Below are 25,922 nucleotides of genomic sequence, written 5' to 3' on the forward strand. Positions count from 1 at the left end.
TTCGGCTGACGGGTCGCCCGAAACTGATCCGGCCGCTTCAAGGAGCGTATGAAAAATGCCGCATTGGCCTTGATGGCCGCATGGCCTATGTAAAGCGGCAGAGTGACAGAAGCCTCGAGGAATGTCCCCCATATGACCGTTCAACCGTCCGCTGCCCTGGCTGCCGACCAGGAAAAAGAGTTCCGGAAAATACACCTGCCGAAGGACCATCCGTCCGTGAAAAGCGGCAAGGTCGGCGTGCTTCTGGTCAATCTGGGAACGCCGGATGCAACGGACTACTGGCCGATGCGCCGTTATCTGCGCGAATTCCTGTCCGACAAGCGCGTGATCGAGTGGCCGCGGGCGCTCTGGTATCCGATCCTCTACGGCATCGTGCTGATGACCCGGCCGGGCAAGTCCGGCAAGGCCTATGAGGAAATCTGGAACCACGAGAAGAATGAGTTGCCGCTCAGGACGATCACCCGCAGCCAGTCCGACAAGCTCGCGGAGATCATGGGCGATGCCGGCGGGCAATTGAAGATCGACTGGGCGATGCGCTACGGCAAGCCGTCGATCCCGGACAAGCTGAAGGCGCTCAAGGACGATGGTTGCGACCGGATCCTGGTGTTTCCGCTCTATCCGCAGTATTCGGCGGCCACGACCGCGACCGTGAACGACGTCGTGTGCAAGACGCTGCTGGAACTGCGCTGGCAGCCAGCGATCCGTACCGTGCCGCCCTATCACGACGATCCGGTCTATGTCACCGCGCTGGCGAAATCGGTCGAAGAGCATGTCGCGGGTCTCGATTTCGAACCGGACGTGGTGCTGACCTCCTACCACGGGATCCCGCAGTCTTATTTCAAGCGCGGCGATCCCTACCACTGCCATTGCATGAAAACGACGCGGCTGATGCGCGAGGTGCTCGGCTGGGATACGGACAAGTTGCGGGTGACCTTCCAGTCGCGGTTCGGACCGGAGGAGTGGCTGCAGCCCTATACGGACAAGACCGTGGAACAACTGGCCAAGGACGGGGTCAGGAATGTTGCGGTGATGAACCCCGGTTTCGTCGCGGACTGTCTCGAGACCCTGGAGGAAATCGCAGGCGAAGCCGGCGAGATTTTCGAGGAGAACGGCGGCGAGAATTTCAGCCACATCCCGTGCCTCAACGACAGCGGTCTGGGCATGGACGTGCTGGAGCATATCGTCCGGCGTGAACTGGGCGGCTGGATCGGGACCGGCGGATAACCGGGCGGAGACGGTTGAAGGTCCAAAATCTGACCCATCCAAGGGCGTTGATGCACCGTGCGTACGGTCACACGCGCGTGCAATATGCCCGGGGGATCCGGAAGACACTCCGGGCCGCCCCGACCGGCGAATAGGCTGGAACAGCTTGTTGATTCAGCGCATAGTGGCGGCGCTATCTGATTGCTTTACGGGAGACGTCCATGCCTATCGCAGGATTAGACATTGTCCTGATCGGCCTTTTGGTGCTGGTCATTCTGGTTTTCTTCGCCGGGGTGAAAACCGTGCCCCAGGGGTTCAATTATACCATCGAGCGTTTCGGCAAATTCCGGAAGACCCTGAAGCCGGGCCTCAATTTCATCATCCCGTTCATCGACCGGATCGGTCACAAGCTCAACATGATGGAGCAGGTTCTCGACGTGCCGTCGCAGGAAGTCATCACCCGTGACAACGCGACGGTAACCGCGGACGGGGTGACCTTCTACCAGGTGCTCGACGCCGCCCGGGCCAGCTATGAAGTCCTGGGTCTCCAGAACGCGATCCTGAACCTGACCATGACCAACATCCGGTCGGTCATGGGGTCGATGGACCTGGACAGTCTTCTGTCCAACCGCGACGAGATCAACGCCCAGATCCTGCGCGTGGTCGACGCGGCCGCCGAACCCTGGGGGATCAAGATCACCCGTATCGAGATCAAGGACATCAATCCGCCGCGCGATCTGGTGGATGCCATGGGACGGCAGATGAAAGCGGAGCGCGAAAAACGCGCCTCCATTCTTGAGGCCGAGGGAAAACGGCAGTCCGAAATCCTGAAAGCCGAGGGCGAAAAACAGTCCCTCATCCTGGAGGCCGAAGGCCGCCGGGAATCCGCGTTCCGGGATGCGGAAGCCCGTGAGCGCGGCGCCGAAGCGGAAGCCAAGGCAACACAAATGGTCAGCGAGGCGATCGCCGCCGGGGACATTCAGGCGATCAACTACTTTGTCGCCAACAAGTATGTCGAGGCGTTCAAGGAACTGGCGACCTCCCGCAACCAGAAAACGCTCATCCTGCCGATGGAATCAACCTCGCTGCTGGGCGCGCTGTCCGGCATCGGTGAAATCGCGAAGGAAGCGTTCGGCGATGGCAAGAGGACTGGCGGCACATCGTCCCGCATTCCGGATACCGGCGGGTCCGGCGGAGAAACCTCGTGAGCCTGACCGAAAACATCATTGCTCTGCTGGGGCCTTGGAGCTGGTTCGTTCTGGGCCTGCTCCTGCTGGGGCTGGAGATCCTGGTGCCCGGCACGATCTTCCTGTGGTTCGGCGTGTCGGCGCTGGTGGTCGGTGTGGTGGCGCTGGTGTTCGGCTTCAGCTGGCAGATCCTTGTCGGACTGTTCATGGTGCTGTCTGTGGTGAGCCTTCTCGCCGGCCGGCGGCTGATGTCCCGGCTGTCGTCGGAAAAGGGCGATCCGGGGCTGAACCAGCGCGGCAGCCGTTATATCAACCGGGAATTCACGCTCGCCGCTCCCTTGAGCGAAGGCGCCGGAAGCCTTTCCATCGACGATACGATCTGGCGGATCACCGGTCCGGATCTGCCCGCGGGAACAAAGGTGCGGGTGGACTCCATCGACGGCGTCCGTCTGGTGGTTTCGCGCGCAGAGTGATCATGAGGGCGGGAAAGCCGGTCTGAAGAGCCTGGTCCCAGCCGCGGCTTCGCTCAGGGTTTGTGGCCGAGGGGAAGCGGCGGCTCTTCCGCCTTCAGCAGAATGCCGATCCGCCGGTTGGCGGCCAGATAGGGGTCGTTGGGAAACAGAGGTTCCGTATCCGACTTGCCGACAACCGCATAGAACTGATCCTCGGGCACGCCGTATTCGGAGAGGATCTGCCGGGCGATGTTGGCGCGTTCGCTGGACAGGTCCCAGCCGGTGTAGCTCGGGTTCGCGGACAACTGGCCGGCTGTCGTATGGCCGGTGATCTCGACGCGGTTGGGCATCCGCGCAAGCACCGGCGCCATCTTGGCAATCAGGCGGCGGGTGGTCTCATAGGGGTATTTCGACCCTTCGCGGAACATCGACCGACCGTCCTGGTCGATCAGCATGATGTTCAGGCCCTCTTCGCTTTCTTCCAGAATGATGTTGTTGGAAATCTCGGTGATTTCCGGCATCTCCTGCCAGGCCTGCCGGAGGGACGCGGCCGCGGTCGCGAACTGGCGGGGCTTTTCGATATCGGCTTCCAGGGTGTCATGGGTGTTGGCTTCCGGTCCCTGCTTGCGCCGCTTTTCATGGCGCTCCTGGGAAAAGTCGGAGTCCATTTCCTGCTCGACCTGGCTGATGTCCTTCATGTAATCCCGGATGGGAATGCCTTCGACCTCGATGATGCCGGTTTTGCGGGAAGTGTCCTTCACGCCGAAGGCCTCCCGCATCGAGCCGGCCACCACCTGCAGCTTCTCCTTGTCCTGAATGGAGAAGGAGATGATCAGAACGAAGAAACACACGAGCAGGGACATCAGGTCGGCGAAGGTCACCAGCCAGTCGGGAGCGCCGCCTCCGCCTTGCGGTTTCTTTTTCTTAGCCATGCCGCGCGTCCGGTTCCGTCTTCATTCTAAGCCGCGTCAGCCAGTTCGGCGCGCGCCTTCTCCGGCAGATAGGCAATCAGCATTTCCTTGATCAGGGCCGGGCTCTTGGACTCCCGGATCTGGCAGACACCGTCGATGATCAGTGTCTGGCTGAGGTCGTCGACGTTGAACTTGGCGTCGAGCTTGTCCACCAGAGGCAGACAGATGATGTTGGAGACAAGCGCGCCATAAAGGGTCGTCAGCAGGGCGATGGCCATGGACGGGCCGATCGCTGCCGGATCATCCATGTTGGCCAGCATCTGCACCAGGCCGACCAGCGTCCCGATCATGCCGAAAGCCGGGGCCGAATCGCCAAGCGCCTTGAAGACGCGCTTGCCTTCCGAAAGACGTGTCAGCTGCAGGTCGCGCTCGCGCTCCATGGATTCCTTGATGAACTCCAGTTCATACCCGTCGGCGATATACTGCACGCCCTTGGCAAGAACCGGATCGGAAACATCCACGTTTTCCAGGCCCAGGGGACCGGACTTGCGCACGATTTCGCCGAGATTGGTGATTTCCGAGATCAGGTCACGCGGATTGGCGTTCTTGCCGGCGAGCGCCACCTTGAAACCGGTCACGAAGGCTGTGATGATATCGGAGAGCTGAAAACGGATGAGCGTTGCGGCAAAACCGCCGCCGAGCACGATCAGCATCGACGGAACGTCGACAAACTGACCGAAACTGCCACCGAGAAAAATAGCAGTGACAACAACGCCGAACGCGCCGACAATGCCGATTAATGTCGCCAGATCCATTCTGTACACACACCAAGGTCTGTGGCTTTCAAGCCAGGGGAACTTGGACGCAGTGTACGGGACCTATGGCTAATCAATTCCTAATGTAGCGCGTGTTCTTCTCACGGACGTTAGGAAATGACCTTTCGTGAGGCCGATGTGACTTCGGCAGCGCCTCAGGCGGCGCCGATCCGCAGCAGATCGTGCAGATGCACGATGCCGACCGGGCGCCCGTCCTCAATCACGAACACCGAGGTGATCGACAGGCTGTTGACCAGTTCCAGGATCGAGGCCGACAGCGTGTCGGGGCTGACCGTCTTCGGCGACCGGGTCATGATTTCGCCCGCGGTCTTGCTCAATAGGTTGGAGCCGACATGGCGGCGCAGATCGCCGTCGGTGATGATGCCGATCAGTTGCCTGAGCTCATCCGTGACACCCAGAACACCGAAACCGCGCTGGGTCATCAACACGATGCCTTCGCTCATCAGCGTTTCGGCGGGGACCACCGGGATCCGCTCGCCGGTATGCATGATGTCCCGGGCTGTCTTCAGGCTGGCGCCGAGACGGCCGCCCGGATGAAAGACGCGGAAATCCTGTGCCGTGAAACCGCGGCCTTCCAGAAGCGCGACCGCGAGCGCATCGCCGATCGCAAGCTGGATCAGGGCGGATGTGGTCGGCGCGAGGCCGTGAGGACAGGCCTCGGCGACGCTCGGCAACTTCATGACGATATCCGCGGCCCGGCCCAGGGTGCTGTCCTGACGGGAGGTGATGGCGACCAGCGGCACCTTGAAGCGGCGGGTGTAGCTGACGATCCCGGCCAGTTCCTGGGTTTCCCCCGACCAGGACATGGCCAGGACGACGTCCTTGTCCGTGATCATGCCGAGATCGCCATGGCTGGCTTCGCTGGCATGTACGAAAAACGCCGGTGTTCCGGTGGAGGCCATGCTCGCGGCGATCTTGGTGCCGATATGGCCGCTCTTGCCGATCCCGGTGACGATGACGCGGCCGGTGCTCTTGCGGATCAGTTCGAAGGTCTGCCCGAAGGGACCCGAAAGCCCGTTCTTGAGAGCCGCCCGAACCGCGCTCAGACCGGCAATCTCGGTTTCAAGCGTCCGTTCGGCGGACACAAGACACTGGGACAGCTTGTCGATCTCTTCTTCGGACGGCAGGTCGGGCAGGGAATTGGGCATGGAACAGGTCTTTTTTTGTTATTGACTGCCTAGCTCTATGCCAGACCTTCGGCCGGATCAAGAACCCGGGATTGTTTAAATGGATTAGATAATGCAAGGGCCGTTGTCCGCACTTTGTAACATCCATTTTGCAAAGAAGAAACGAAGCATTAACCATCCTTGGTCAGTTTGGAGAGGACACGATGTCGACTGGTCCCGGAATTTCATGCACCGTCTCTTGCAAACGCTTCTCTGTCTAGCCGTGTTGCAGACCGCTCCCGCGGCTGCGCAGACGGTTCCTGACGACCTGCGCGGTATCGGCGACCCGGAAGATGCGCTCGCGCCGGAAGAGGCCGCGGATCAGGCGGCCGAGACCGTGGCGCCCAATCCGACGCAAGCGGGGGTCTACGCCCTGCGCTCCAGTCTCAATTCCGCCGCCGCGGAAACAGGTTCCAGCGGACTGGGCACCAATGGACAGGTCACGCCGGTGCGGCCGTTCGCGGACAGGATCACCGCCGTTACCCGCGCCGTCCCGCTGTCGGAAACCGGCATAGACGACAGTGTCTTCGGGGGCGATACCACCTTCGACGCGGCGCAGGGCATCCGTCTGGGGAGTTTCACGCTCACGCCGCAACTGTCCGTGTCCACAGGCTGGACCGACAACACCTCGGGCTCGTCATCGGGCACAGCCGGCGCGCTTTACCTGATCTCCCCGGATCTGTCGCTGACCTCCGACTGGTCCCGGCACGAGCTCGACGTCTCCCTGCGCGGCACCTACTCGGGCTATCCGTCCAATCCGGACGACGACGACACCTCCGTCTTCGCGGCAGCCAATCTGAGGCTGGACATCAGCGAGGCGACCCAGGTGACGACCAGCCTTGCCTATTCCTACACGCGCGAGGAGGACGGCAGCGCCGAGGCCTCGGCGTCCGGTACGGATCACAATCATGCGCTTTCGGCGGATGTGAGCGGGACACGCAGCGTTGGCCGGATCGCGGCGACGGCGGCGATCGGCGCGGACCGGAACCTTTATACAACCGACAGCGGGTCTGAAAGCGGGCGCAACAACACGCTCTATTCGGCCAGCCTGAGGCTCGATGGAAACACCGGCAGCGTGGTGTCGCCCTTCGTGGAAGGCGCCTTGCTGCTCAGGCGGTTCGACGAAACCTGCAGCGACAGCCTTTGCGAGAAGCGTGATGCCAACGGCTACCAGCTCCGGGGCGGGGTGACGATCGCTTCCGGTCCCAAGCTGAGCGGCGAACTGGGGGCCGGCTGGCGCATCGAGGACATTGACGACAGCCGGCTGGAGGCTCTGTCAGGCTTTATCGTCGACGCCTCTCTGGTCTGGTCCCCCAGCCGCCTGACCACGGTGACCGCGGGCCTGGGGACCAGTTTCGAGGCAACCGACATCGATGGCGCCAGCGGCTCGATCATCTATTCCGGCGACCTGCGGGTCGCCCACGGCTTCAGCGACCGGGTGGTCGCCGAAACCGGGTTTGGATACAGCTACCGGACCTACGAGGGCGTTTCCATCGAAGAGCAGACGCTGACAGGCTTCGGCGGGGTCACCTTCGCCCTGACCCGGAACGTGGCGCTGACGGCGGATTACACGCACCGGCGGTTCGACAGTTCGCAGTCCGGTGGAGATTATACCGAAAACGCTGTTGAAGCAGGCCTCAGATTCCGGCATTAACTGTACGGTAACCAAATCAAGATCATTCATGGGTCGGGGGCAGACACTGATACGGACCTGGGCGTCAAGGAGGCCCTGATGCTGAGCCATGCACGGCGGATCGCGAAAGAAGTGATGCCTTTTCCCCGAACTGAATATTCCCGACGGCCCATCAAAAGTCCGGGCAAAAGTCCGGGCAAGAAGCCGGGCGCCGCCCTGCTGGCGGTCCTGATGACGTCCATGATGATGTCCATGGTGACCCTGGCGCTTCCGGCCCGGGCCGACCAGGCCTTTGACCGCTTCGTCCGGGGCTTCTGGCCGAAGGCCGAGGCCGCCGGAATTTCCAGGCAGACCTACAATGCGGTGTTTTCCGGCATGCAGCCGGATGACGATACGCTGCGCCTGATGAGCAAGCAGTCCGAATTCGTCAAGCCGATCTGGGACTACCTGGACAGCGCCGTCTCCGACGATCGCGTCGAGAAAGGCCGCAAGCTGCTGAAGGAATACGGCACCGTGCTGCAACGGATCGAGGCCCGCTACGGCGTCGACCGGGAAGCCGTGCTGGCCATCTGGGGCATGGAAACCAACTATGGCGGCTACATGGGCCGTCACAATGTCATTCAGGCGCTGGCGACGCTCGCCTATGCCGCGCCGCGCCGCAAGAGCTTCTGGCAAAAGGAGCTGGTGACAGCCCTCGGCATCGTCCAGGCGGGCCATGTCCGCTTCAAGGACATGGAAGGTTCCTGGGCGGGCGCCATGGGGCACACCCAGTTCATGCCGTCGAGCTGGAAGGCCTATGCCGCCGATTATGATGGCGATGGCCGCCGCGACATCTGGACGTTGATCCCCGATGCGCTTGCCTCCACCGCCGCCTATCTGAAGAAACACGGCTGGCAGACGGGCAAGACCTGGGGCTACGAGGTCAAGCTGCCGGCGGGCTTCGACTATCATCTGGCCGATGGCGACAAGACGCTGACGCTCGGCGAATGGCGCCGTTACGGCGTGCGCCGCTCCAACGGCCGGGATTTTCCGCGCCCGTCCGACAAGGGCATCCTGGTTCTGCCGGCGGGGGCCAGCGGTCCGGCTTTCCTGATGCTGCGCAATTTCTATGTCATCAAGCGCTACAACAACGCCACGGCCTATGCGCTCGCGGTCGGGCACCTGGCCGACCGGCTCATCGGCGGCGGGCCGCTCGACGGGGACTGGTCCCGGGAGCATCTGCCGCTCAGCCGGTCGGAGACCGCCGAGTTGCAGGCGCTGCTGAACCGGCGCGGCTATCCGGTCGGCAGCGCCGACGGCAAAGTCGGCCCGGCGACCCGGCGCGGCATCCGGGCCTATCAGCAGGCGCGCGGCATGGTGCCGGACGGCTATGCCTCCATCGTCCTGCTGGCGCGGCTGAAGATGGACGGATAACATCCACCGCGGTCAAATGGGTTCCCAATGATCGCGGCTGGTATAGACTGGCTGCGAGAACCCTTTCCATCCGGAGCCGAGTGTGCGCAGACACAAGCCGTATAGCCGACACATGAAGGCGCGTTGCCGTTTCCCGCTGGCGGCTGCCGTCTGCATCGCGCTGCTGGCTGTCCCGAGCGGGCCGGTGAGCGCGCAATCGGCTCCCGACGCAGAGATCATCCTTGCACAGAACGGCCCGTTTCGCGGGTTCAACCCGTTCGCGCCGCTGCAGCGCCTGTTCGGCGGCGGCGAGCGGCGCTCCAAGCGGCAGGCGCCCCAACAGAAGGCCCCGAAGGTGGTCCGGCCGGCCGGCACACCGCCCAGGTTCGAGGTTGTGACCAAGGACCCGGATGCGGGCCTGATCCTGGTGGTCGGCGACCGGATGGCGCGCGGTGTCGCCGACGGGCTGAAATTCACGCTCGCGGAAAAACCGCAGATCCGCGTGGAGCCGGTGACCGAGGACAAGGCGGGCTTCACCGGCGCGCCGCCGCCGGACTGGGCGACGCAGGTGCTGTCGAAAATCCGCGGCGCCGATGTCAAAGCCGTGGTGGTGATGATCGGGCGCCAGGATATCGGCAGGACCTTTCCGGGCGAGCCGCCCGTGGAGTTCATGACCGCCGAATGGCTGGACACCTACCGCGACAAGGTCGCGGCGCTGGTCCGGGTGGTCCGGCAGGAAAAGAAACCGCTGATCTGGGCGGGCCTTCCTCCCAGCGATGACGAGCTCGTCAACGCGGATTTCACCCAGCTCAATTCCTTGTTCAAGGCGGGCGCGCAGGACCGGCGGGTCCGCTATGTGGATATCTGGGACATCTTCCTGGCCGAAGACGGCAGCTATTCGTCCTATGGCCCGGATGTGGACGGCAAGAACACGCGGCTGAGAACCGGTGATCGGATCGATTTCACCTGGGCCGGCTACCGCAAGGTCGCGTTTTTCGTCGAGCGGGAACTGTCGCGTCTGCTCGGCGGCTACGGCGGCCTTGCCTTCGAGGGCGTCGAGGACGATCCGAACTTCATCGTCCTGACCGGCCGCACGACCTCGCCGGAATCCCTGCTTCTGGGCGGCGAGGACGACAAGGCGATAGATCCAGCCAGCCGGACCTACGGCTTCTTCGCCCGGGGAGACCCCCTGCCGCCGATGACCGGCCGCGTCGACGACCCGCGGCTGCCGGTTGAGGGGGCTTCGGCGCTGGAGGAGGCGCCGGCCGAGAGCACCATGGCCCCGCCACTCGAGGACACCTTCGTTCCCCCCGCATCCTCCCACCCTGCACTGCACGGCCTCCTGTCCGGTAGGGCCGACGGCGACTCCCGGATTTCGGTGACCTTGCAGCCATCCGGGCAGTGACGGGGTTGAATGGTGTCAGCACCGGAACAACCTGATCAGAAACCGCGACTGGCGCGCGTCTGATGCCTCAAAATACGCGAGCCCGAGGACGAAATGGGCGTCTACAAACATGGCCCCTCAATGGCGGTCTCACGTTTCAGGGATTCTGACTGCCCCAGAGCTAGAACCTTGCGGCCATTCTGGCGCTGAAGGCATGATTTCGGGCATTGATGCCGAGATCGCCGTTGTAACCGGCGGTGAGGTTGATGTTTTTGCCGAAGTCTAGGTTGAGGCCCGCCTCGATCAGGGCGGCGTCCCTGTCCAGCGGCAGGCCCGAAATCTCGAACGGATCGCCGCCGGAGTCGAAACGCATGATTGAAGTGGCATCGAGATCGCCAAAGGCATGCTGCCAGGCGAGAGAGCCGGTGAGGGTGGCGGTGAAAGTGTCGCCTGCAGCCACTTGCTGCTCGGCGCGCAGGCCGAGGCTGGTGATGCCGAGAGTCTGCGAAGCGGTGGCAACGGAGAGCGCTGCCGCGCCGCCCGTCTCGGTGAAGCTGTTGTTGCGTTGATGGATCAGGGACGCGCCTGCGAAGGGCTCGAACCGGGCAACTTTTGTATTGACGGTAAACCCGGCTTCGCCGAAGAGCTGCGCGGTGGCGGCGGAATAGTCCGCGCTCAACGTGTTTTGCAGCGTTCCGGCGGTCGCGCTCCGGCTGGTGGAGACATCATTCCAGGAATAGCTGGCCCCCACGTGCACCCCCAGGGCCTCGAACCGATTGCCGGCATAAACGCCGAGCGTATAACTGTCCGTACTGCCAGACGATGCGCGGGCATCCACATCGAAGCTGGTGTTGCCATAGCCCGCCATCACGCCGCCGCGCCAGCCGTCGAAGAGGCTGGTGTCCACGCCCATGAAGAAGCCGCCGCTGACATGGTCCATGGTGCCTGCATTGCCGTCGCCGTTGCTCCGGCCCCAGTTGCCATAGGCCTGTCCCCAGGCGAAGGCACCGTCGCCGGAGACGGTTGGCGCTTCGCCTTCTCCGTTGAACGCCATCATCTCCATCTCGCCGGAAGCGATGCTGTCGAAGGCCGTCCGGATGCGATCGCCGACGGCATCGCGCGCGAGACCGCTCTGCTGGGTCAGCAGGGTGTTCACGGAGGCGTGGACTTCGCCCGAGAGACTGTCGAAGGCGGTGCGGGCATCGGCCTCGCTGAGCGCACTCACGGCGTCAAAAACCGTATTGCCGGATCCGAGCGTGTCGAGAGCACCGGCTGTCGCACGCTGGTTCGGCGTTCTGGCGGAGGAGGCGAATGAGAAATCGTTGCGGAACAGCTTCAGATAAACGTTGTTGGCATCATAGCTGAGGGACGAGTCGAGGAAGGCGAAGGTATCGGTGACCGAGCCGAAGGTGCCGGTGACAGCTGTGTTTGCCGTGAGCACCGTGTAGGTGGTCGCGACAGAATAAGCGGAGCCATCGTCCGTGCCGTTTTCCGCCGAGACGCTGACGGTCGCGCCGCTGTCGATGGCAATTGTGCCCGTGGCAACGATCTTGTCGGATTTACCGTCCTTGTCGACCTCGACGGAGTAGGTGGAGCCGGAGGCGAAACTTGTATCGCCGCTGACATTCAACGTGCCGATGGAATTGCCCGGCGCAATGGTGCTGCCGGACTTCGCAACGACCGAACCGACGGTGCCGGAGCCGCCGAGTGTGCCGCCGTTCAAGGTTATGGCGCCGGTGCTGCCGTTGACCGTCAGCAATCCGCTGGTGACCGTCGTGCCGCCGGTATGGGTGTTGGTGCCGGTAAGGGTCAGTGTCCCGGCACCGGATTTGGTGAGACTGCCGGTGCCGGAGATCACGCCGTCATAGCTCAGTGCGTCGGAGCGGTTGAAGATCAGGGTGCCGTTGTTGGCGACATCGCCGGAAAGGCTGCCGCTCGTGCCGCCATCACCGACCTGCAGCGTACCGGCCGAGATTGTCGTGCCGCCGGTATGGGTGTTGGTACCGGCAAGGATCAGTGTCCCGGTACCGGATTTGGTGAGACTGCCGGTGCCGGAGATGGCGCCGTCATAACTCAGCGCATCGGAGCGATTGAAGGTCAGGGTGCCGTTGTTGGTAACATCGCCGGTGAGGCTGCCGCTCGTGCCGCCATCACCGACCTGCAGCGTACCGGCCGAGATTGTCGTGCCGCCGGTATGGGTGTTGGTACCGGTAAGGATCAGTGTCCCGGTACCGGATTTGGTGAGACTGCCGGTGCCGGAGATCACGCCGTCATAGTTCAGTGCATCGGAGCGGTTGAAGATCAGAGCGCCGTTGTTGGCGATATCGCCGGAAAGGCTGCCGCTCGTGCCACCGTCACCGACCTGCAGCGTACCGGCCGAGACTGTCGTTCCGCCGGTGAAGCTGTTGGTGCCCGTCAGTTTTGTCGTCCCGGACAGGACATTGACCGATCCGCCGCCGCTGATGACCGCATCGAATGTGTAATTCGTGTCCGTGTGATTGAAGACGATCTCTCCGTCACCCGCCCCGAAGGCAATCGATCCCGGAGCAAAAGTGCCAGCTGCCGCGGCTGCGTCGCCGGAAGCCGCGCCGATGTTCAGCGTGCCGGTCGAACCGGCCTGGCTGGCAAGGGTTACCGTGCCCGAGGCGTTCACTGTGCCCCCTGCGGACAGGGTGAGAGTCCCTGCACCGGCATCGCCCACGGTGAGAGCCGACGCGTTCGTCCAGGTGGAGCCGGTGCCGGTTACCGTGACGGTCCCGTCGCTGCCGCCCAGACTGCCGACGATGCCGTTTGAGTTTGTCAGGGTTGCACCACCGGAAACGGTCAGAGACCCCGTACCGTTCTGCGTCAGCGTGGTGACCCCGGTCAGGTTGCCGGTGAGGGTGACCGTCCCTGTTCCGCTGTTGGTCAGGGACCCGGTCAGTGTCCCTTCGAGTTGCATCACACCGGTGTTTGCCACGTTGCCGGTGATCACCCCGGTCGAATGGACCGTTGCGCTGTTGGTGACATTGCCGGTGATGGTTCCGGCGTTGTTGAGCGTGCCGGAGCCGGAGTTGGAAACTGTTGCAGCCGTCAATGCGCCGCCGGCCACGATCCGGACGCCTGCCGTCGTCAGCGTCGAACCGGAGCCGCCGGACGTGTTGTTCAGGCTGGTGCGGTCGAAAACGCCGCCGGAAATACTGAGTATTGCGCCGTTCTCGTTGACGAAGGCAGCGGTGCCGGACCTCGCGGTGGCTCCCGTGACGTTGAAGACCGCGGATGAGCCGCTGTTGGTGAGGGTGGCCGCATTCACCTGTCCGCGCACGTTCATGGTGCCGTTGTTGGTCAGATCGCCGCCCGTCGCCTCCAGAACGCTCGTGGCCGCGTTGGAATTGAGTGTCGCGCCGGCGTGGTTGAGGATGCTGTCGCTTCTTATGGTCCAGTCATTGCTGATGACGGAAGCCGCGGCCCCGCTTGCAAGGCCGTTCTCGATGGTGCCGGTGACAGTGAGCGTTCCCGAACTGGCGACTGTCGTGCCCGAGCCGCCGGTCGTGGTGTTGGTCAAGCTGCCGATCGTACTGGTCGTGCCGCTTCCGATGTCGAAGGTCGCCGTCCCGGTGTTGGTGAAGGTGGTCACCCCGGTCAGGTCGTCGGTTATGTTGAAATCGGCGCTGCCCTGGTTGGTCACGGCCCCGGTCAGCGTCCCCCGTGCGTTGACCACCCCGCTGCTGTCGTTGGTCAGCGTGTCGACTGTCAGAGCTGAAGAGCCACCCAGCATGTCGATCGTGCCGGCGTTGGTGATCGTGTCGCCCGCGGCATTCAGCGTTGCGCTGTTGGCGATGTTGATATCGCCCGTTGCGCTGTTCTGGATCGCGCCTCCGACGGAATTGACTGCCGTGGAACCGGCATTGAAATTCAGGGTGCCCGCATTGGTGATGACGCCGGCCTGGACATCGAACGTCTTGGCGCCCGCATCATTGAAATTGACGATGCCTCCGGCGAGATTGTTGTAGTCGCCCGTCAGTTCGACCAGAGACCCGCCGCCGGCGACATTGACCGTGCCGGAATTGTTGGCGGTGTTGCCTGTCCCCACCAGGCTGGCCCCGGTCTGAACGTTGATGGTCGAGCCGCTCGCATTGGTCACCGCGGAGGCCCTCAGTGTATCGCCGGCGCTGACGGTCAACGCGGCGCTGCTGGCGTGGGTGAGTGTGCCGGTGGTGGTGAAATCTCCGCCCGTGGTGAAGACGCCCGCCGCGGCGGTGGCGAAGTTCGTGGAGTGGCCGGTGCCGGACCAGGTCGGTCCGGCAGTCCGCTCTTCCGTGATCGTATCGGAAATGTTGAAGATCACGGTTCCGGTTTCGGAATGCCCGTTCCGGTAGGTCAGGTTCTGAGTGTTGACCGTGATCGACCCGGTTGCGCTGCCGATCGACCCGTCGCCGATGAAGGTGGTCAGCCCGGTCAATTGCACCGTACCGCCGCCGGAATTGGTGAGCGAACCGGCGGCGTTGTTGGTGAAGGTACCGCCGATCGTCGAAGTGCCGGTCAGGTCGAAGGTGGCATTGTTGGCGACATCGCCTGCCCAGGACCCGGCGACCAGCGTGCCGGCATTGTTGGTCAACGTGCCGGTGGTGGTGTTGGTGCCGCTGAGCGTGAGCGTGCCCGCGCCCTGTTTGGTCAGCCCGCCGGAGCCCTGGACCACACCCGAGATCTCACGGTCGGCGGCATCGCCGGTCGTGAGCGTGTTGTCATTCAGGTTGATATCGCCCGCCCCGAAAACCGCGCCGATGGTTTCGTCATTGCCGGTCAGGGTGAGACCGCCTCTGTTATCGATCACAGCGGTGTCGCTGATGGCGTCTCCGTTGCCGGCCACATTCAGATTGCCGTCTCCGAAGGCACTACCCGCCTCGATGACGATATTGTCCGTCGCCAGCGAACCGGTCAGCGTTGTCATCCCCGTATTGACAGTCAGCTGACCTGTGAAGGTATTGTCACCCGATAACGTTTTTGCCGCAGAAATCGCGAAGTTGCCGGCTCCGGAAATGACGCCGGAATAGAGACCGGTGCTACCGACCGAGTTGCTTCCGACCGAAAGCGTCTGTCCGGTCGCAATTACTGTAGTGCCGCTCCCGACAAAATCATCGATGGACTGGGTCGCCGCGACATCGAAGGTTGCACCGCTGTTGACGGTGACCCCGTCGCCGGTCCCATTTAATGCAGCGACTTGTGTGGTGCGCAGTGTTCCCTCTTCGACGGTGATCATCCCGTATATTTCGGTGAAATTCGTCAGGTCCAGCGTGCCGCCGCCGGTTTTGCGCATGCCGACGTCTCCTGCTCCATCGGACGGGCGCAAATTGAGGGTCGCGGTCCCAGTGGCGACATTGATTTCATTGCCCCCTGCGGTAAGGGTGAGGGCGTCACCGGTCAGCGTGTAACCGCTCGAATTGAAGGTCAGGCCGCCAACGCTCTGCGCTCCGTCGACCGTGACGGTTCCCGCTGTGCCGCCGAAAATGGCTTGCGCACCCGCTGTCCAGGCCTGGTTGGTTGCACCGGCGTCGTCCGTCCAGGTCTGCGCCGATCCGTCCCAGGTACCCGACCCGCCGACGACCGAGGTGTCTCCGGTGGTCGTGTCCCATGTCAGGCTCTGTGCCCGCGCGGGCGTCGCCAGGGGAGGGGCAAGGGCAAGGCTGCCCGTCAGCGCCGTGGCCAGCATCAAAGTGGAGCGAGGCGGCGGGGCACAGGAAACAACTGACGTGTGGCGGCGAAAGAAGAATTTCTGCGCGCGTATGCTCGGTAGCGGATACATCTTGGCCTGTAAGTACGCGATAAGTCTGCGGTGATGCCGAGGGTCGTGAGTGACGGAATCGCCGACTCAAGTCACCAAACTCTTGAGCGCATTTTAGAAACGAGGGAGACGTTAGCTATCCGATTTCTGCAAAACCGGGAAATAATCGGAATATTTTCAAACTTGTCGATTTCGAAAGCATCAGGCCGCCAGCGTTTCAGGCAGCAGGATGCCGAACATGCGCTTGAGCGCAAGCCATCTTGATCCTTCCGGGCGACCCCAGCCGCTTCCCGAGGCGAACCTCTCGATCCTGACGACTGGTCTACGACGGCGCGCACGAGCCCTTCATGCCCCGGCGGAAAGCCGGGGCGATGGGAAGAATGTCGGAACCGAGAATAGGCGGCATCACCGCGGCAGGTCGGTCTCGCCGGTCAGGAATTCGTCGACGGAGCGGGCGGCCTGGCGGCCTTCGCGGATGGCCCAGACGACCAGGGACTGGCCCTTGCGGACGTTGCCGGCGGCAAAGACGTTGTCGATCGAGGTCTTGTAGTCGTCCGTGTTGGCCTTGACGTTTGTGCGGCCGTCGAGCTCCAGGGCGTCGCCAGCCTCGGCAATGTAGGTCTCCAGCAGGGGACCGGAGAAGCCGATGGCGGCCAGCACCAGATCGGCGCGCAGGATGAATTCGGTGCCTTCGATCGGATGGCGCTTCTCGTCGACACGGGCGCATTTGACGCCGGTGACCTTGCCGTCCTCGCCGACCAGCGCCAGCGTCGCGGCGGAGAATTCGCGTTCCGCGCCTTCCGCCTGGCTGGAGGAGGTGCGGAACTTGGTCGGCCAGTAGGGCCAGACCGCCATCTTGTCTTCCTTCAGCGGCGGGATCGGCCGGATGTCAAGCTGGGTGACGGAGAGCGCGCCCTGGCGGAAGGCGGTGCCGACGCAGTCGGAAGCGGTGTCGCCGCCGCCGATGACGACGACATGCTTGCCGCCTGCCCAGATCGGCGCGTCGTCGCCGGCCGGCTCGCCGCCGACGCGGCGGTTCTGCTGAACCAGGTAGGGCATCGCCCAGTGGCAGCCTTCCAGCTCCATGCCGCCGACACCGGGATCACGCGGACGTTCGGCGCCCGCGCACAGGATCACCGCGTCATGGCGCGCCGTGAGTTCTTCCAGGCTGACGGTCGCACCGACATTGACGCCGTAGTGAAAGGTCACGCCCTCGGCTTCCATCTGGGTGACGCGGCGGTCGATGTAATGCTTTTCCATCTTGAAGTCGGGGATGCCGTAGCGCAGCAGACCGCCGGCCTTGGCTTCCCGCTCATAGACATGGACGGTGTGGCCGGCGCGCGCGAGCTGCTGGGCGGCAGCCATGCCGGCCGGGCCGGAGCCGATGATGGCAACGGCCTTGCCGGTCTTGGTCGCGGATGGCTCGGGCAGGATCCAGCCCTGTTCCCAGCCCTTGTCGGCGATGGCCTGTTCGACGCTCTTGATGTTCACCGGAACGTCTTCCAGGTTCAGCGTACAGGCTTCCTCGCACGGGGCCGGGCAGATGCGGCCGGTGAATTCGGGGAAATTGTTGGTGGAGTGCAGATTGCGCAGGGCAATGTCCCAGTCGCCCTGATAGACGAGGTCGTTCCAGTCCGGGATCTGGTTGTTGACCGGACAGCCGTCGGGGCCGTGACAGAACGGAATGCCGCAATCCATGCAGCGCGCCGCCTGGTTGACGACTTCCGGTTCGTTCAGCGGAATGGTGAACTCACGGAAGTGACGGATACGGTCAGAGGCAGGCTGATACTTCTGTTCCTGCCGATCGATTTCCAAAAAACCGGTTACCTTGCCCAAGGCGACCTCCTTATAACTTTTCGCGTCCACAAGGCGGCTCGATCGGCCGCCGCTCGCGGCCGAGAGCCCTGTTGTTCCGATGCCGGGATTATTCGGCAGCAACCATTCCCAGGCGCTGCTCTTCCATTTCCCGCAGCGCGCGGCGGTATTCGACCGGCATGACCTTGACGAATTTCGGCCTGTAGGCGGTCCAGTCGTCAAGGATGGCGCCGGCCTTGGTCGAACCGGTCAGGTCCGCGTGTTTGGTCAGCATCTGGCGCAGGCGCTCGTCGTCGTGCCGGGTCATGTCGCAGGAAAGATCGACGCGGCCCTTGTGCTCGATGTCGCCGCCATGGTGGTGCAGCTTCTCCAGAAGATCGTCTTCTTCTGTCACCGGCTCCAGCTCGACCATGGCCAGGTTGCAGCGGGAGCCGAACGTGCCGTCTTCGTCGAGCACATAGGCAATGCCGCCGGACATGCCGGCCGCGAAGTTGCGCCCGGTCTGGCCGATGACGACGACAACGCCGCCGGTCATGTATTCGCAGCCATGGTCGCCGACACCCTCGACGACGGCCAGAGCGCCGGAATTGCGCACGGCGAACCGTTCCCCGGCGACGCCGCGGAAGTAGCATTCGCCCTCGGTCGCGCCGTAGAGCACCGTGTTGCCGACGATGATCGACTCTTCAGGCACGATCCGGGCATTTTCCGGCGGCCGGACGACCAGCTTGCCGCCGGCAAGGCCCTTGCCGACATAATCGTTGGCGTCGCCGGAAAGGTTCATGGTGACCCCCCGGGCAACGAAAGCACCGAAGGCCTGCCCCGCGGTTCCCTTGAGGTTGACCGTCAGGGTGTCCGGTTTCTTCAGGCCCTTGTTGCCGTAGCGCCTGGCGATCTCGCCGGACAGCATGGCGCCGACGGACCGATCGACCGAACAGATGGTTTCCTCGATGACCGTCGGCTCCCTGCTGTCCAGAGCCGGTTTCGCGGCGGCGATCAGGCGCCGGTCGAGGATGTCCGCGATCGGGTGATCCTGACGCTCGGTCCAGCGGGTTTTCTCCGGAGCGGCTTCCGACTGGAAGAAGATCCGGGAGAAGTCGAGGCCCCTGGCCTTCCAGTGGTCGAGCGCGGCTTCCTTGTCGAGGAAGTCGGAGCGGCCGATCAGGTCGTTCAGGTCGGCGATGCCGAGACCGGCCATCAGTTCGCGGACTTCCTCGGCAACGTAGAAGAAGTAGTTGATGACGTGCTCCGGCGTGCCCTTGAAGCGCTTGCGCAGGACCGGATCCTGGGTGGCGATGCCGACCGGGCAGGTGTTCAGGTGACACTTGCGCATCATCAGGCAGCCCGCCGCGATCAGGGGCGCGGTGGAGAAGCCGAATTCATCGGCGCCGAGCAGGGCGCCGACAATGACGTCGCGGCCGGTGCGCAGGCCGCCGTCGACCTGCAGCGCAATCCGCGAGCGCAATCCGTTCAGAACCAGTGTCTGCTGGGTTTCGGCAAGGCCGATTTCCCAGGGGCTGCCGGCATGCTTGATGGAGGTCAGCGGCGAGGCGCCGGTGCCGCCGTCGTAACCGGACACGGTGATGTGGTCGGCGCGGGCCTTGGCAACACCTGCCGCGACCGTGCCGACACCGACTTCGGAGACCAGCTTGACCGAGATGTCGGCCTGCGGATTGACGTTCTTCAGATCGTAGATCAGCTGCGCCAGATCCTCGATCGAATAGATGTCGTGGTGCGGCGGCGGCGAGATCAGGCCGACGCCGGGTGTGGAGTGACGCACCTTGGCGATGACCGCGTCCACCTTGTGGCCGGGCAACTGGCCGCCTTCTCCGGGCTTTGCGCCCTGGGCGACCTTGATCTGGATCATGTCGGAATTGACCAGATATTCGGTTGTCACGCCGAAGCGGCCGGACGCCACCTGCTTGATGGCGGACCGCATCGGGTTCGATGAGCCGTCCGGCAGCGGGTTGAAACGCTCCGGTTCCTCACCGCCTTCACCGGTGTTCGACTTGCCGCCGATCCGGTTCATGGCGATGGCCAGCGTCGAGTGGGCCTCGCGGGAGATGGAGCCGAAGGACATGGCGCCGGTGACGAACCGCTTGACGATGCTTTCCGCCGGCTCGACCTGGTCCAGATCGATCGGCGAGCGGCCGATTTCCTCGGCCGACTTGATCCGGAACAGGCCGCGGATCGTGTAGCGGCCGCTTTCCTCGGTGACATGTTTGGCGAAGGCCCGGTACATGTCCGGCAGGTTCGAGCGCACCGCGTGCTGCAGGGTCGCGATGGAATCGGGCGTCCACATGTGGCTTTCGCCGCGGGTGCGGTAGGCGTATTCGCCGCCGATTTCCAGGGACCGGCGCAGGATCGCGACGTTGCCGAAAGCTTCCTCGTGACGCTGAACGGTTTCTTCCGCGACTTCGGCAAGGCCGATGCCCTCGATCATCGTGGCCGTGCCGAAGAAATACTTCTTCACCAGCTCCGATGACAGGCCGACCGCGTCGAAGATCTGGGCGCCGCAATAGGACTGATAGGTCGAGATGCCCATCTTGGACATGACTTTCAGGATGCCCTTGTCGATCGACTTGATGTAGCGCGTGACCACCTCGAACTGGTCGACCTGCTCCGGGAAGTCCATTTCCATATGCATGGACAGCAGCGTCTCGAAGGCGAGGTAGGGATTGATCGCCTCGGCGCCGAACCCTGCCAGAACACAGAAGTGGTGAATCTCGCGGGCTTCGCCGGTTTCCACGACGAGGCCGACCGAGGTCCTGAGGCCCTTGCGGATCAGGTGATGATGAACGGCGGCGGTTGCCAGCAGGGCAGGAATGGCAATGCGGGACCGGTTTATCAGCCGGTCGGACAGGATGATGATGTTGTAGCCGTCGCGAACGGCTCTCTCGGCCCGCTGGCACAATTCCTCCAGCGCGCCTTCCATGCCGCCGGCACCCTTTTCGGCATTGTAGGTGGTGTCGAGCGTCTTGGCGGAGAACTGGTTGTCGGCGATGTCGCCGATGGCGCGGATCTTCTCCAGGTCCTCGTTGGTGAGGATCGGCTGGCGCACTTCCAGACGCTTGGAGGTCGACATGCCTTCCAGATCGAACAGGTTCGGGCGCGGGCCGATGAAGGAGACCAGGCTCATCACCAGTTCCTCGCGGATCGGATCGATCGGCGGATTGGTGACCTGGGCGAAGTTCTGCTTGAAGTAGGTGTACAGCAGCTTGGACTTGTCCGACAGCGCCGAGATCGGCGTGTCGGTGCCCATGGAACCGATGGCTTCCTGGCCGACGGTGGCCATTGGCGTCATCAGAAGCTTGATGTCTTCCTGGGTGTAGCCGAAGGCCTGCTGACGGTCGAGCAGGCTTTCGCCCGCGACCGGTGCGCGCTGGCGCACGCCCGGAAGATCCTCAAGGACGATCTGGGAGCGGTGCAGCCAGTCCTTGTAGGGATTGGCGGTGGACAGCTGGCGCTTGATCTCGTCGTCGGAGACGATGCGGCCTTCCTCCAGGTCGATCAGGAGCATTCTGCCGGGCTGCAGGCGCCATTTGCGAATGATGCGCTTTTCCTCAACCGGCAGCACGCCGACTTCGGAGGACATGATGACAAAATCGTCGTCCGTGACGATGTAGCGGGCCGGCCGCAGGCCGTTTCGATCGAGCGTCGCGCCGATCTGGCGGCCATCCGTGAAGGCGACGGCGGCGGGGCCGTCCCACGGTTCCATCAGGGCGGCGTGATATTCGTAAAAGGCGCGGCGGTTGTCGTCCATCAGCGGATTGCCCGCCCAGGCTTCCGGGATCAGCATCATCGCCGCATGGGCCAGCGAGTAGCCGCCCATGACCAGGAATTCCAGCGCGTTGTCGAAACAGGCGGTGTCCGACTGGCCTTCGTAGGAGATCGGCCAGAGCCTGGAGATGTCGTCGCCCAGAAGCGCCGAGGACACGGACGCCTGACGGGCGGCCATCCAGTTGACGTTGCCGCGCAGGGTGTTGATCTCACCGTTGTGGGCGACCATCCGGTAGGGATGGGACAGGTCCCAGGACGGGAAGGTGTTGGTCGAGAAACGCTGGTGCACCAGGGCCAGCGCGGACGTGAAACGCGGGTCGCTCAGGTCGGCGTAATAGGCACCGAGCTGGTAGGCCAGGAACATGCCCTTGTAGACGATGGTGCGACTCGACAGGGAGACGATGTAAAAGCCCTTGGCGACCGCGTCGGTCTCGGCGCGAACCCGGTTGGAAATCACCTTGCGCAGGACATAGAGACGGCGCTCGAAATCATCCTGATCGCCGCTGGACTTTTTGATGAAGATCTGGCGGGAAACCGGTTCGGTGGCGGCGATGTCCGGCGCCTTGGAGAGGGAGGAATTGTCCACCGGCACGTCGCGCCAGCCGATCAGCTCCTTGTCTTCCTCTTCCATGATGCGCTCGATGATCTCTTCGCATTTCGCGCGTAGAGCCTCATCCTGCGGCATGAATATGAAGCCGACACCATAGTCGCCGGCGTCCGGCAGGGAGGTGCCGGCCTTTGCCATCTCCTCGGCGAAGAAAGCGTGCGGGATCTGGACCAGCATGCCGGCTCCGTCGCCCATCAGCGGGTCGGCGCCGACCGCGCCGCGGTGGGTCAGGTTCTCAAGCACCTGCAGTCCGTCGGCAATGATCTTGTGGGACTTTTCGCCCTTCATGTGGGCGACAAAGCCGACACCGCAGGCATCGTGTTCGCGCGACGGATCGTAGAGCCCTTTGTCGGCGGCCGTGCCCAGTCGTTCTGCAAGCGGTGTAGGGATGGCGGGCGTCAGCGTCGCCCCCCCGGCCTGCATGGCTGTGCTGGTCGTCAGCTCTGTTCTCGTCATGTGCGCCCTCACTGTTTACCCCAGTGTCGTCGAGGTTCGAAGCGTCCGGTTCCGTTCGGGTCGCATTCCTTCAAGAATGCGGCTCGGCGAACCCTGGCTCATAATGCCCCGGCTCTGTAATTGTATCTACAGCGTCGGTCCGTGAAAACAAACCGCCGCATTGACGCAGCGGTTGCACCGCTGCCGAAACAAATCGTCTCGCCTTCGTCCGGATCCTCCCCGGATCCGCCGACTGGTCGGCCCGCCCGCCGCGCCTGCCGTGACCTCATGGCCGCACCGGCATCGCGCAGCAATTGGGACAGTATCCCTGTCCTATTGCAAGCGGCGCGAACATGACAGATTTAACCGGCGTGGGCAAGTGTGTTTCTGCTTCGGCGTATTATAATAGTTTCGCGCGAAAAGTTCCATTCGTCCGTAACAGTCATTTCCGGCAGATTTTTGGTAAGATTGTTGCGTTTGTTAATCTTTGCATCCTTATGCTCGCAAAACAGTCACAGCCGTTTGATTTCCTATTTATCGGCAATACGCTCATTTAAAGTGTATGCCGCGCCGTCGGAAACGAGTGGCAGTCGGCGTCAAAATGTAGGTTCCACCAGAGGAGTTAGATATGAAGCACAAGGCTATGTCCGCCGCAATCGTGGCAGGTGCCGTTGCAACCGCCATTGCCGGAATCTCCACGACCGTGCCGGCGCACGCCCAGGCAAAGGAAAAATGCTACGGTGTGTCGCTGAAGGGCCAGAACGATTGTGCGGCGGGTCCGGGCACCACCTGTGCCGGAACCTCCACCATCGATTATCAGGGCAACGCCTGGACGCTGGTTCCCAAGGGCTCCTGCACGACCATGGACGTGCCGGACGGCCGCCACGGCTCCCTGACCGCCCTTGACCGCGATCTGCCGAAGGCCTGATCCCGGCCGCTATCGCGGCCCGTTTTTCTGGCAGGCGGATCGATTGCCGCCTGCCCGACACCCCGCTTCCGCCCCGGAGCCCCCAAATGCATGCCGAGCCTCAGCCAGACACCGCGACACGCACCGCCGCGGCCATTGCCGCCAAAGCGGGCGCGGGCCTGAAGGGCGAGCATGTCCGCGCTGTTCAGGAGACCCGGCCCGAGATCGGCTTCTTCGAAGTCCATGCGGAAAACTACATGGGCGCCGGCGGCGCGCCGCACCGCAATCTGGAGGCGATCCGCCGGGACTATCCGGTGTCCCTACACGGCGTGGGCCTGTCGATCGGCGGCGGGCAGCCGCTGGACAAGGCGCATCTTCAGCGGCTCGCGGCTTTGAACAAGCGCTATGAGCCGGGCCTTTTTTCCGAACATCTGGCCTGGTCGACACACGACACCACCTATTTCAACGATTTGCTGCCTGTCCCCTATGACGAGGCCACGCTCGAAAGGGTGTGCGACCATGTCGACGAAGTTCAGGAAACGGTCGGCCGGCAAATGCTGCTGGAAAATCCGTCGACATATGTGGCCTTCGCACAAAGCACCATGAGCGAACTTGATTTCCTGAAGGAAATCGCGCGCCGGACCGGCTGCGGTCTGCTACTGGACGTGAACAATGTTCACGTGTCCTGTACCAACCATGGCCGGTCGGCGGAAGATTATCTGGCGGAGTTTCCGATGCAGGCGGTCGGTGAAATACACCTTGGCGGCCATGCCCCCGATACGGATGACGCGGGACGCCCCCTGCTGATCGACGCCCATGACCGAGAAGTCGACGCAGCCGTGTGGGCGCTCTATGACGGGCTCATCCGGCAGCACGGTCCGCTGCCGACCTTGATCGAATGGGACAACGACGTGCCCGCCTGGCCAGTACTGCTGGCCGAAGTGCAGGCCGCGGAGCGCGTTCTTGCCGGTGCCGCCGACCGGCACCTGAAGCGCACGGGCTGACATGAGCGCGCTCAGGACCCTGCCAGGCGCCGATGCGTCCGGCTTCGCCGAGGCGCTGCTCGATCCCGACAGCGCGCCGCCGGACGGCGTGATCGGCCCGGACGGCATGCCGGCTCCCAAACGGTTCAACGTTTACCGCAACAATGTGGTCGTCAGTCTGAGTGAGGCCCTGGGCAAGACCTATCCTGCGGTCAGATCGCTGCTGGGCGAGGATTATTTCAACGCGCTTGCGCGTGCGTTTCTGACCGAACATCCGCCGGTGTCGCCGGTGCTGATCTGGTACGGCGAAGCTTTTGCCGGCTTTCTGGCGGCGTTTCCACCGCTGGAGGCCTATCCCTATCTGACGGATGTGGCACGGGTGGAATGGGCCTGGCTGCAGGCCTACCACGCCGGGGACGCCGCGCCGCTCGACCCGTCCAGCCTGGCCGCGGTGCCGCCGGAGAGCATCGGGTCCGTCCGCTTCGCCAGGCATCCGGCCGCCTGTCTGATCGGCTCCGCCTGGCCGGTTGCGGACCTGCTGCGCGCCAACAGGCTCGAACCGGACTGCGATGTGTCCGTGGACCTGGGCAGGTCGCAGCCGGTTCTGGTTGTCCGTCCGGACCTCGATGTCTCTCTTGTGGTTCTGCGCGCGGGCGCGGATGTGTTCATAAGCGCGCTGTTCAACGGTGAGACGCTGGCGGAAGCGGCCGGAGCGGCCCAGAATGAACATGCAGAATTCTCATTGGCCGACTGTCTGTCGGACTGTCTTTCGAACGGTGCCTTCACGAGCCTGGCAGCGGATGTAACTGACTGACCCCGGAATGAGATCACGTCCGGGAAGGGGGAACAAATGGGTACGTTGATTGGATTTTTCGTGCGCTTGTACACGATGGTGTTCGGTGCTCTGGAGCGGCTGACAAATGGCTGGTTCCTGGGGCTTGCGGCCCGGTTCGTGTTCGCGGCGGTATTGCTTCAGTTCTTTCTGAATTCCGCGATGACCAAGATCGGCGGCAATTTCATGAACATCTTCACGCCGACATCCGGCGCCTATGCGCAGATGCTGCCGAAGCTGATGGAACAGGTCAGCTATGACACCAGCCAGATCGCCTTTTTTCCCTATGGCCTGATCGTCCTGCTCGGGACCTGGGGGGAATTCATCCTGCCGGTGCTCGTCGTCGTCGGCCTGTTCACGCGCTTTGCCAGCCTGGGCATGATCGTCTTCATCATGGTTATGACCTATGTCGACATCACCGGCCACGGCGTGGATGCCAAAACGATCGGCGCCCTGTTCGATGGCAACCCCTATGCGACGATCGCCGATGACCGGCTGCTCTGGATCTTCCTGCTGCTGGTGCCGACCCTGAAGGGGCCGGGGGTGGTATCGCTCGACTGGCTGCTCGGCCGGTCCTACCGCAGGCGTGAAATGTACTACGACTGAGACCGGCCCCGGCAGGTGCAAAATCATGTTGCCGG

The 25,922-nt window shown here is 63.2% G+C and carries 16 protein-coding genes; 10 read left to right on the forward strand and 6 right to left on the reverse strand.

All coding sequences use genetic code 11. From position 1 onward, the window contains the following. The first annotated feature begins 132 nt into the window (after positions 1-132). The 3 genes from hemH to AC0VX3_RS05710 all read left to right on the forward strand — a co-directional run bounded on the left by hemH (position 133) and on the right by AC0VX3_RS05710 (position 2,863). A complete protein-coding gene (gene hemH / locus AC0VX3_RS05700) occupies positions 133-1,224 on the forward strand; it encodes a ferrochelatase (RefSeq protein ID WP_475523905.1) in 1,092 nt (363 codons plus the stop codon). A 200-nt stretch (positions 1,225-1,424) separates the two neighbouring features. Beyond that, positions 1,425-2,411, forward strand: a complete 987-nt coding sequence (locus AC0VX3_RS05705; protein ID WP_475523906.1) for an SPFH domain-containing protein — start codon at positions 1,425-1,427, stop codon at positions 2,409-2,411. Beyond that, positions 2,408-2,863, forward strand: a complete 456-nt coding sequence (locus AC0VX3_RS05710) for an NfeD family protein (protein ID WP_342893095.1) — start codon at positions 2,408-2,410, stop codon at positions 2,861-2,863. Before AC0VX3_RS05705 ends, AC0VX3_RS05710 begins: the two co-directional genes overlap by 4 nt. Positions 2,864-2,916: 53 nt before the next feature. Here the strand turns inward: AC0VX3_RS05710 and AC0VX3_RS05715 are convergent, their stop codons facing one another. The 3 genes from AC0VX3_RS05715 to AC0VX3_RS05725 all read right to left on the reverse strand — a co-directional run bounded on the left by AC0VX3_RS05715 (position 2,917) and on the right by AC0VX3_RS05725 (position 5,737). Then, positions 2,917-3,774 carry a flagellar motor protein MotB gene (locus AC0VX3_RS05715; RefSeq protein WP_342893094.1) on the reverse strand — a complete coding sequence of 286 codons (858 nt, stop codon included), beginning with the start codon at positions 3,772-3,774 and terminating at the stop codon, positions 2,917-2,919. Positions 3,775-3,800: 26 nt separating this feature from the next. Further along, entirely contained in the window at positions 3,801-4,568 is a 768-nt protein-coding gene (locus AC0VX3_RS05720; protein WP_475523907.1) for a motility protein A, read from the reverse strand. A gap of 155 nt (positions 4,569-4,723) precedes the next feature. Continuing rightward, on the reverse strand, positions 4,724-5,737 hold the full coding sequence (locus tag AC0VX3_RS05725; protein ID WP_348152064.1) for a KpsF/GutQ family sugar-phosphate isomerase: 1,014 nt from the start codon (positions 5,735-5,737) through the stop codon (positions 4,724-4,726). 205 nt (positions 5,738-5,942) lie between these two features. Here AC0VX3_RS05725 and AC0VX3_RS05730 point away from each other — a divergent pair, with 205 nt between their 5' ends. From AC0VX3_RS05730 to AC0VX3_RS05740, 3 genes are all read left to right on the forward strand, one after another. Then, positions 5,943-7,409 (forward strand): outer membrane beta-barrel protein, encoded by a 1,467-nt coding sequence (locus AC0VX3_RS05730; RefSeq protein ID WP_475523908.1) that lies wholly within the window; start codon positions 5,943-5,945, stop codon positions 7,407-7,409. Between the two features lie 210 nt (positions 7,410-7,619). Then, positions 7,620-8,801: a lytic murein transglycosylase gene (locus AC0VX3_RS05735; RefSeq protein WP_475525146.1), complete on the forward strand. Its 1,182-nt coding sequence runs from the start codon at positions 7,620-7,622 to the stop codon at positions 8,799-8,801. Positions 8,802-8,883: 82 nt separating this feature from the next. Further along, a complete protein-coding gene (locus AC0VX3_RS05740) occupies positions 8,884-10,185 on the forward strand; it encodes an SGNH/GDSL hydrolase family protein (RefSeq protein WP_475523909.1) in 1,302 nt (433 codons plus the stop codon). A 160-nt stretch (positions 10,186-10,345) separates the two neighbouring features. Here AC0VX3_RS05740 and AC0VX3_RS05745 read toward each other — a convergent pair whose 3' ends face one another. From AC0VX3_RS05745 to gltB, 3 genes are all read right to left on the reverse strand, one after another. After that, positions 10,346-15,853: an autotransporter domain-containing protein gene (locus AC0VX3_RS05745; RefSeq protein ID WP_475523910.1), complete on the reverse strand. Its 5,508-nt coding sequence runs from the start codon at positions 15,851-15,853 to the stop codon at positions 10,346-10,348. Positions 15,854-16,330: 477 nt separating this feature from the next. Continuing rightward, positions 16,331-17,761, reverse strand: a complete 1,431-nt coding sequence (locus AC0VX3_RS05750; protein WP_475523911.1) for a glutamate synthase subunit beta — start codon at positions 17,759-17,761, stop codon at positions 16,331-16,333. 88 nt (positions 17,762-17,849) lie between these two features. Next, positions 17,850-22,592: a glutamate synthase large subunit gene (gltB, locus tag AC0VX3_RS05755; protein ID WP_475523912.1), complete on the reverse strand. Its 4,743-nt coding sequence runs from the start codon at positions 22,590-22,592 to the stop codon at positions 17,850-17,852. Between the two features lie 595 nt (positions 22,593-23,187). Here gltB and AC0VX3_RS05760 point away from each other — a divergent pair. From AC0VX3_RS05760 to AC0VX3_RS05775, 4 genes are all read left to right on the forward strand, one after another. After that, positions 23,188-23,487, forward strand: coding sequence for a BufA1 family periplasmic bufferin-type metallophore (locus AC0VX3_RS05760; RefSeq protein ID WP_475523913.1), 300 nt, complete (start codon positions 23,188-23,190; stop codon positions 23,485-23,487). Between the two features lie 86 nt (positions 23,488-23,573). Further along, entirely contained in the window at positions 23,574-24,470 is an 897-nt protein-coding gene (bufB, locus tag AC0VX3_RS05765) for an MNIO family bufferin maturase (RefSeq protein WP_475523914.1), read from the forward strand. Between the two features lies 1 nt (position 24,471). Further along, complete coding sequence (locus AC0VX3_RS05770; protein ID WP_475523915.1) at positions 24,472-25,263, forward strand: HvfC/BufC N-terminal domain-containing protein; 792 nt, start codon at positions 24,472-24,474, stop codon at positions 25,261-25,263. Between the two features lie 36 nt (positions 25,264-25,299). Continuing rightward, on the forward strand, positions 25,300-25,887 hold the full coding sequence (locus AC0VX3_RS05775) for a DoxX family protein (protein WP_475523916.1): 588 nt from the start codon (positions 25,300-25,302) through the stop codon (positions 25,885-25,887). Positions 25,888-25,922: the final 35 nt, after the last annotated feature.

Source organism: Roseibium sp. QJM3NY_11, from assembly GCF_056173175.1.

Coding starts and splice junctions, on each gene's coding strand:
- hemH (WP_475523905.1), top strand. CDS start 133: ATGACCGTTCAACCGTCCGCTGCCCTGGCTGCCGACCAGGAAAAAGAG.
- AC0VX3_RS05705 (WP_475523906.1), top strand. CDS start 1,425: ATGCCTATCGCAGGATTAGACATTGTCCTGATCGGCCTTTTGGTGCTG.
- AC0VX3_RS05715 (WP_342893094.1), bottom strand. CDS start 3,774: ATGGCTAAGAAAAAGAAACCGCAAGGCGGAGGCGGCGCTCCCGACTGG.
- AC0VX3_RS05720 (WP_475523907.1), bottom strand. CDS start 4,568: ATGGATCTGGCGACATTAATCGGCATTGTCGGCGCGTTCGGCGTTGTT.
- AC0VX3_RS05725 (WP_348152064.1), bottom strand. CDS start 5,737: ATGCCCAATTCCCTGCCCGACCTGCCGTCCGAAGAAGAGATCGACAAG.
- AC0VX3_RS05730 (WP_475523908.1), top strand. CDS start 5,943: ATGCACCGTCTCTTGCAAACGCTTCTCTGTCTAGCCGTGTTGCAGACC.
- AC0VX3_RS05735 (WP_475525146.1), top strand. CDS start 7,620: ATGACGTCCATGATGATGTCCATGGTGACCCTGGCGCTTCCGGCCCGG.
- AC0VX3_RS05745 (WP_475523910.1), bottom strand. CDS start 15,853: ATGCTGGCCACGGCGCTGACGGGCAGCCTTGCCCTTGCCCCTCCCCTG.
- AC0VX3_RS05760 (WP_475523913.1), top strand. CDS start 23,188: ATGAAGCACAAGGCTATGTCCGCCGCAATCGTGGCAGGTGCCGTTGCA.
- bufB (WP_475523914.1), top strand. CDS start 23,574: ATGCATGCCGAGCCTCAGCCAGACACCGCGACACGCACCGCCGCGGCC.
- AC0VX3_RS05770 (WP_475523915.1), top strand. CDS start 24,472: ATGAGCGCGCTCAGGACCCTGCCAGGCGCCGATGCGTCCGGCTTCGCC.
- AC0VX3_RS05775 (WP_475523916.1), top strand. CDS start 25,300: ATGGGTACGTTGATTGGATTTTTCGTGCGCTTGTACACGATGGTGTTC.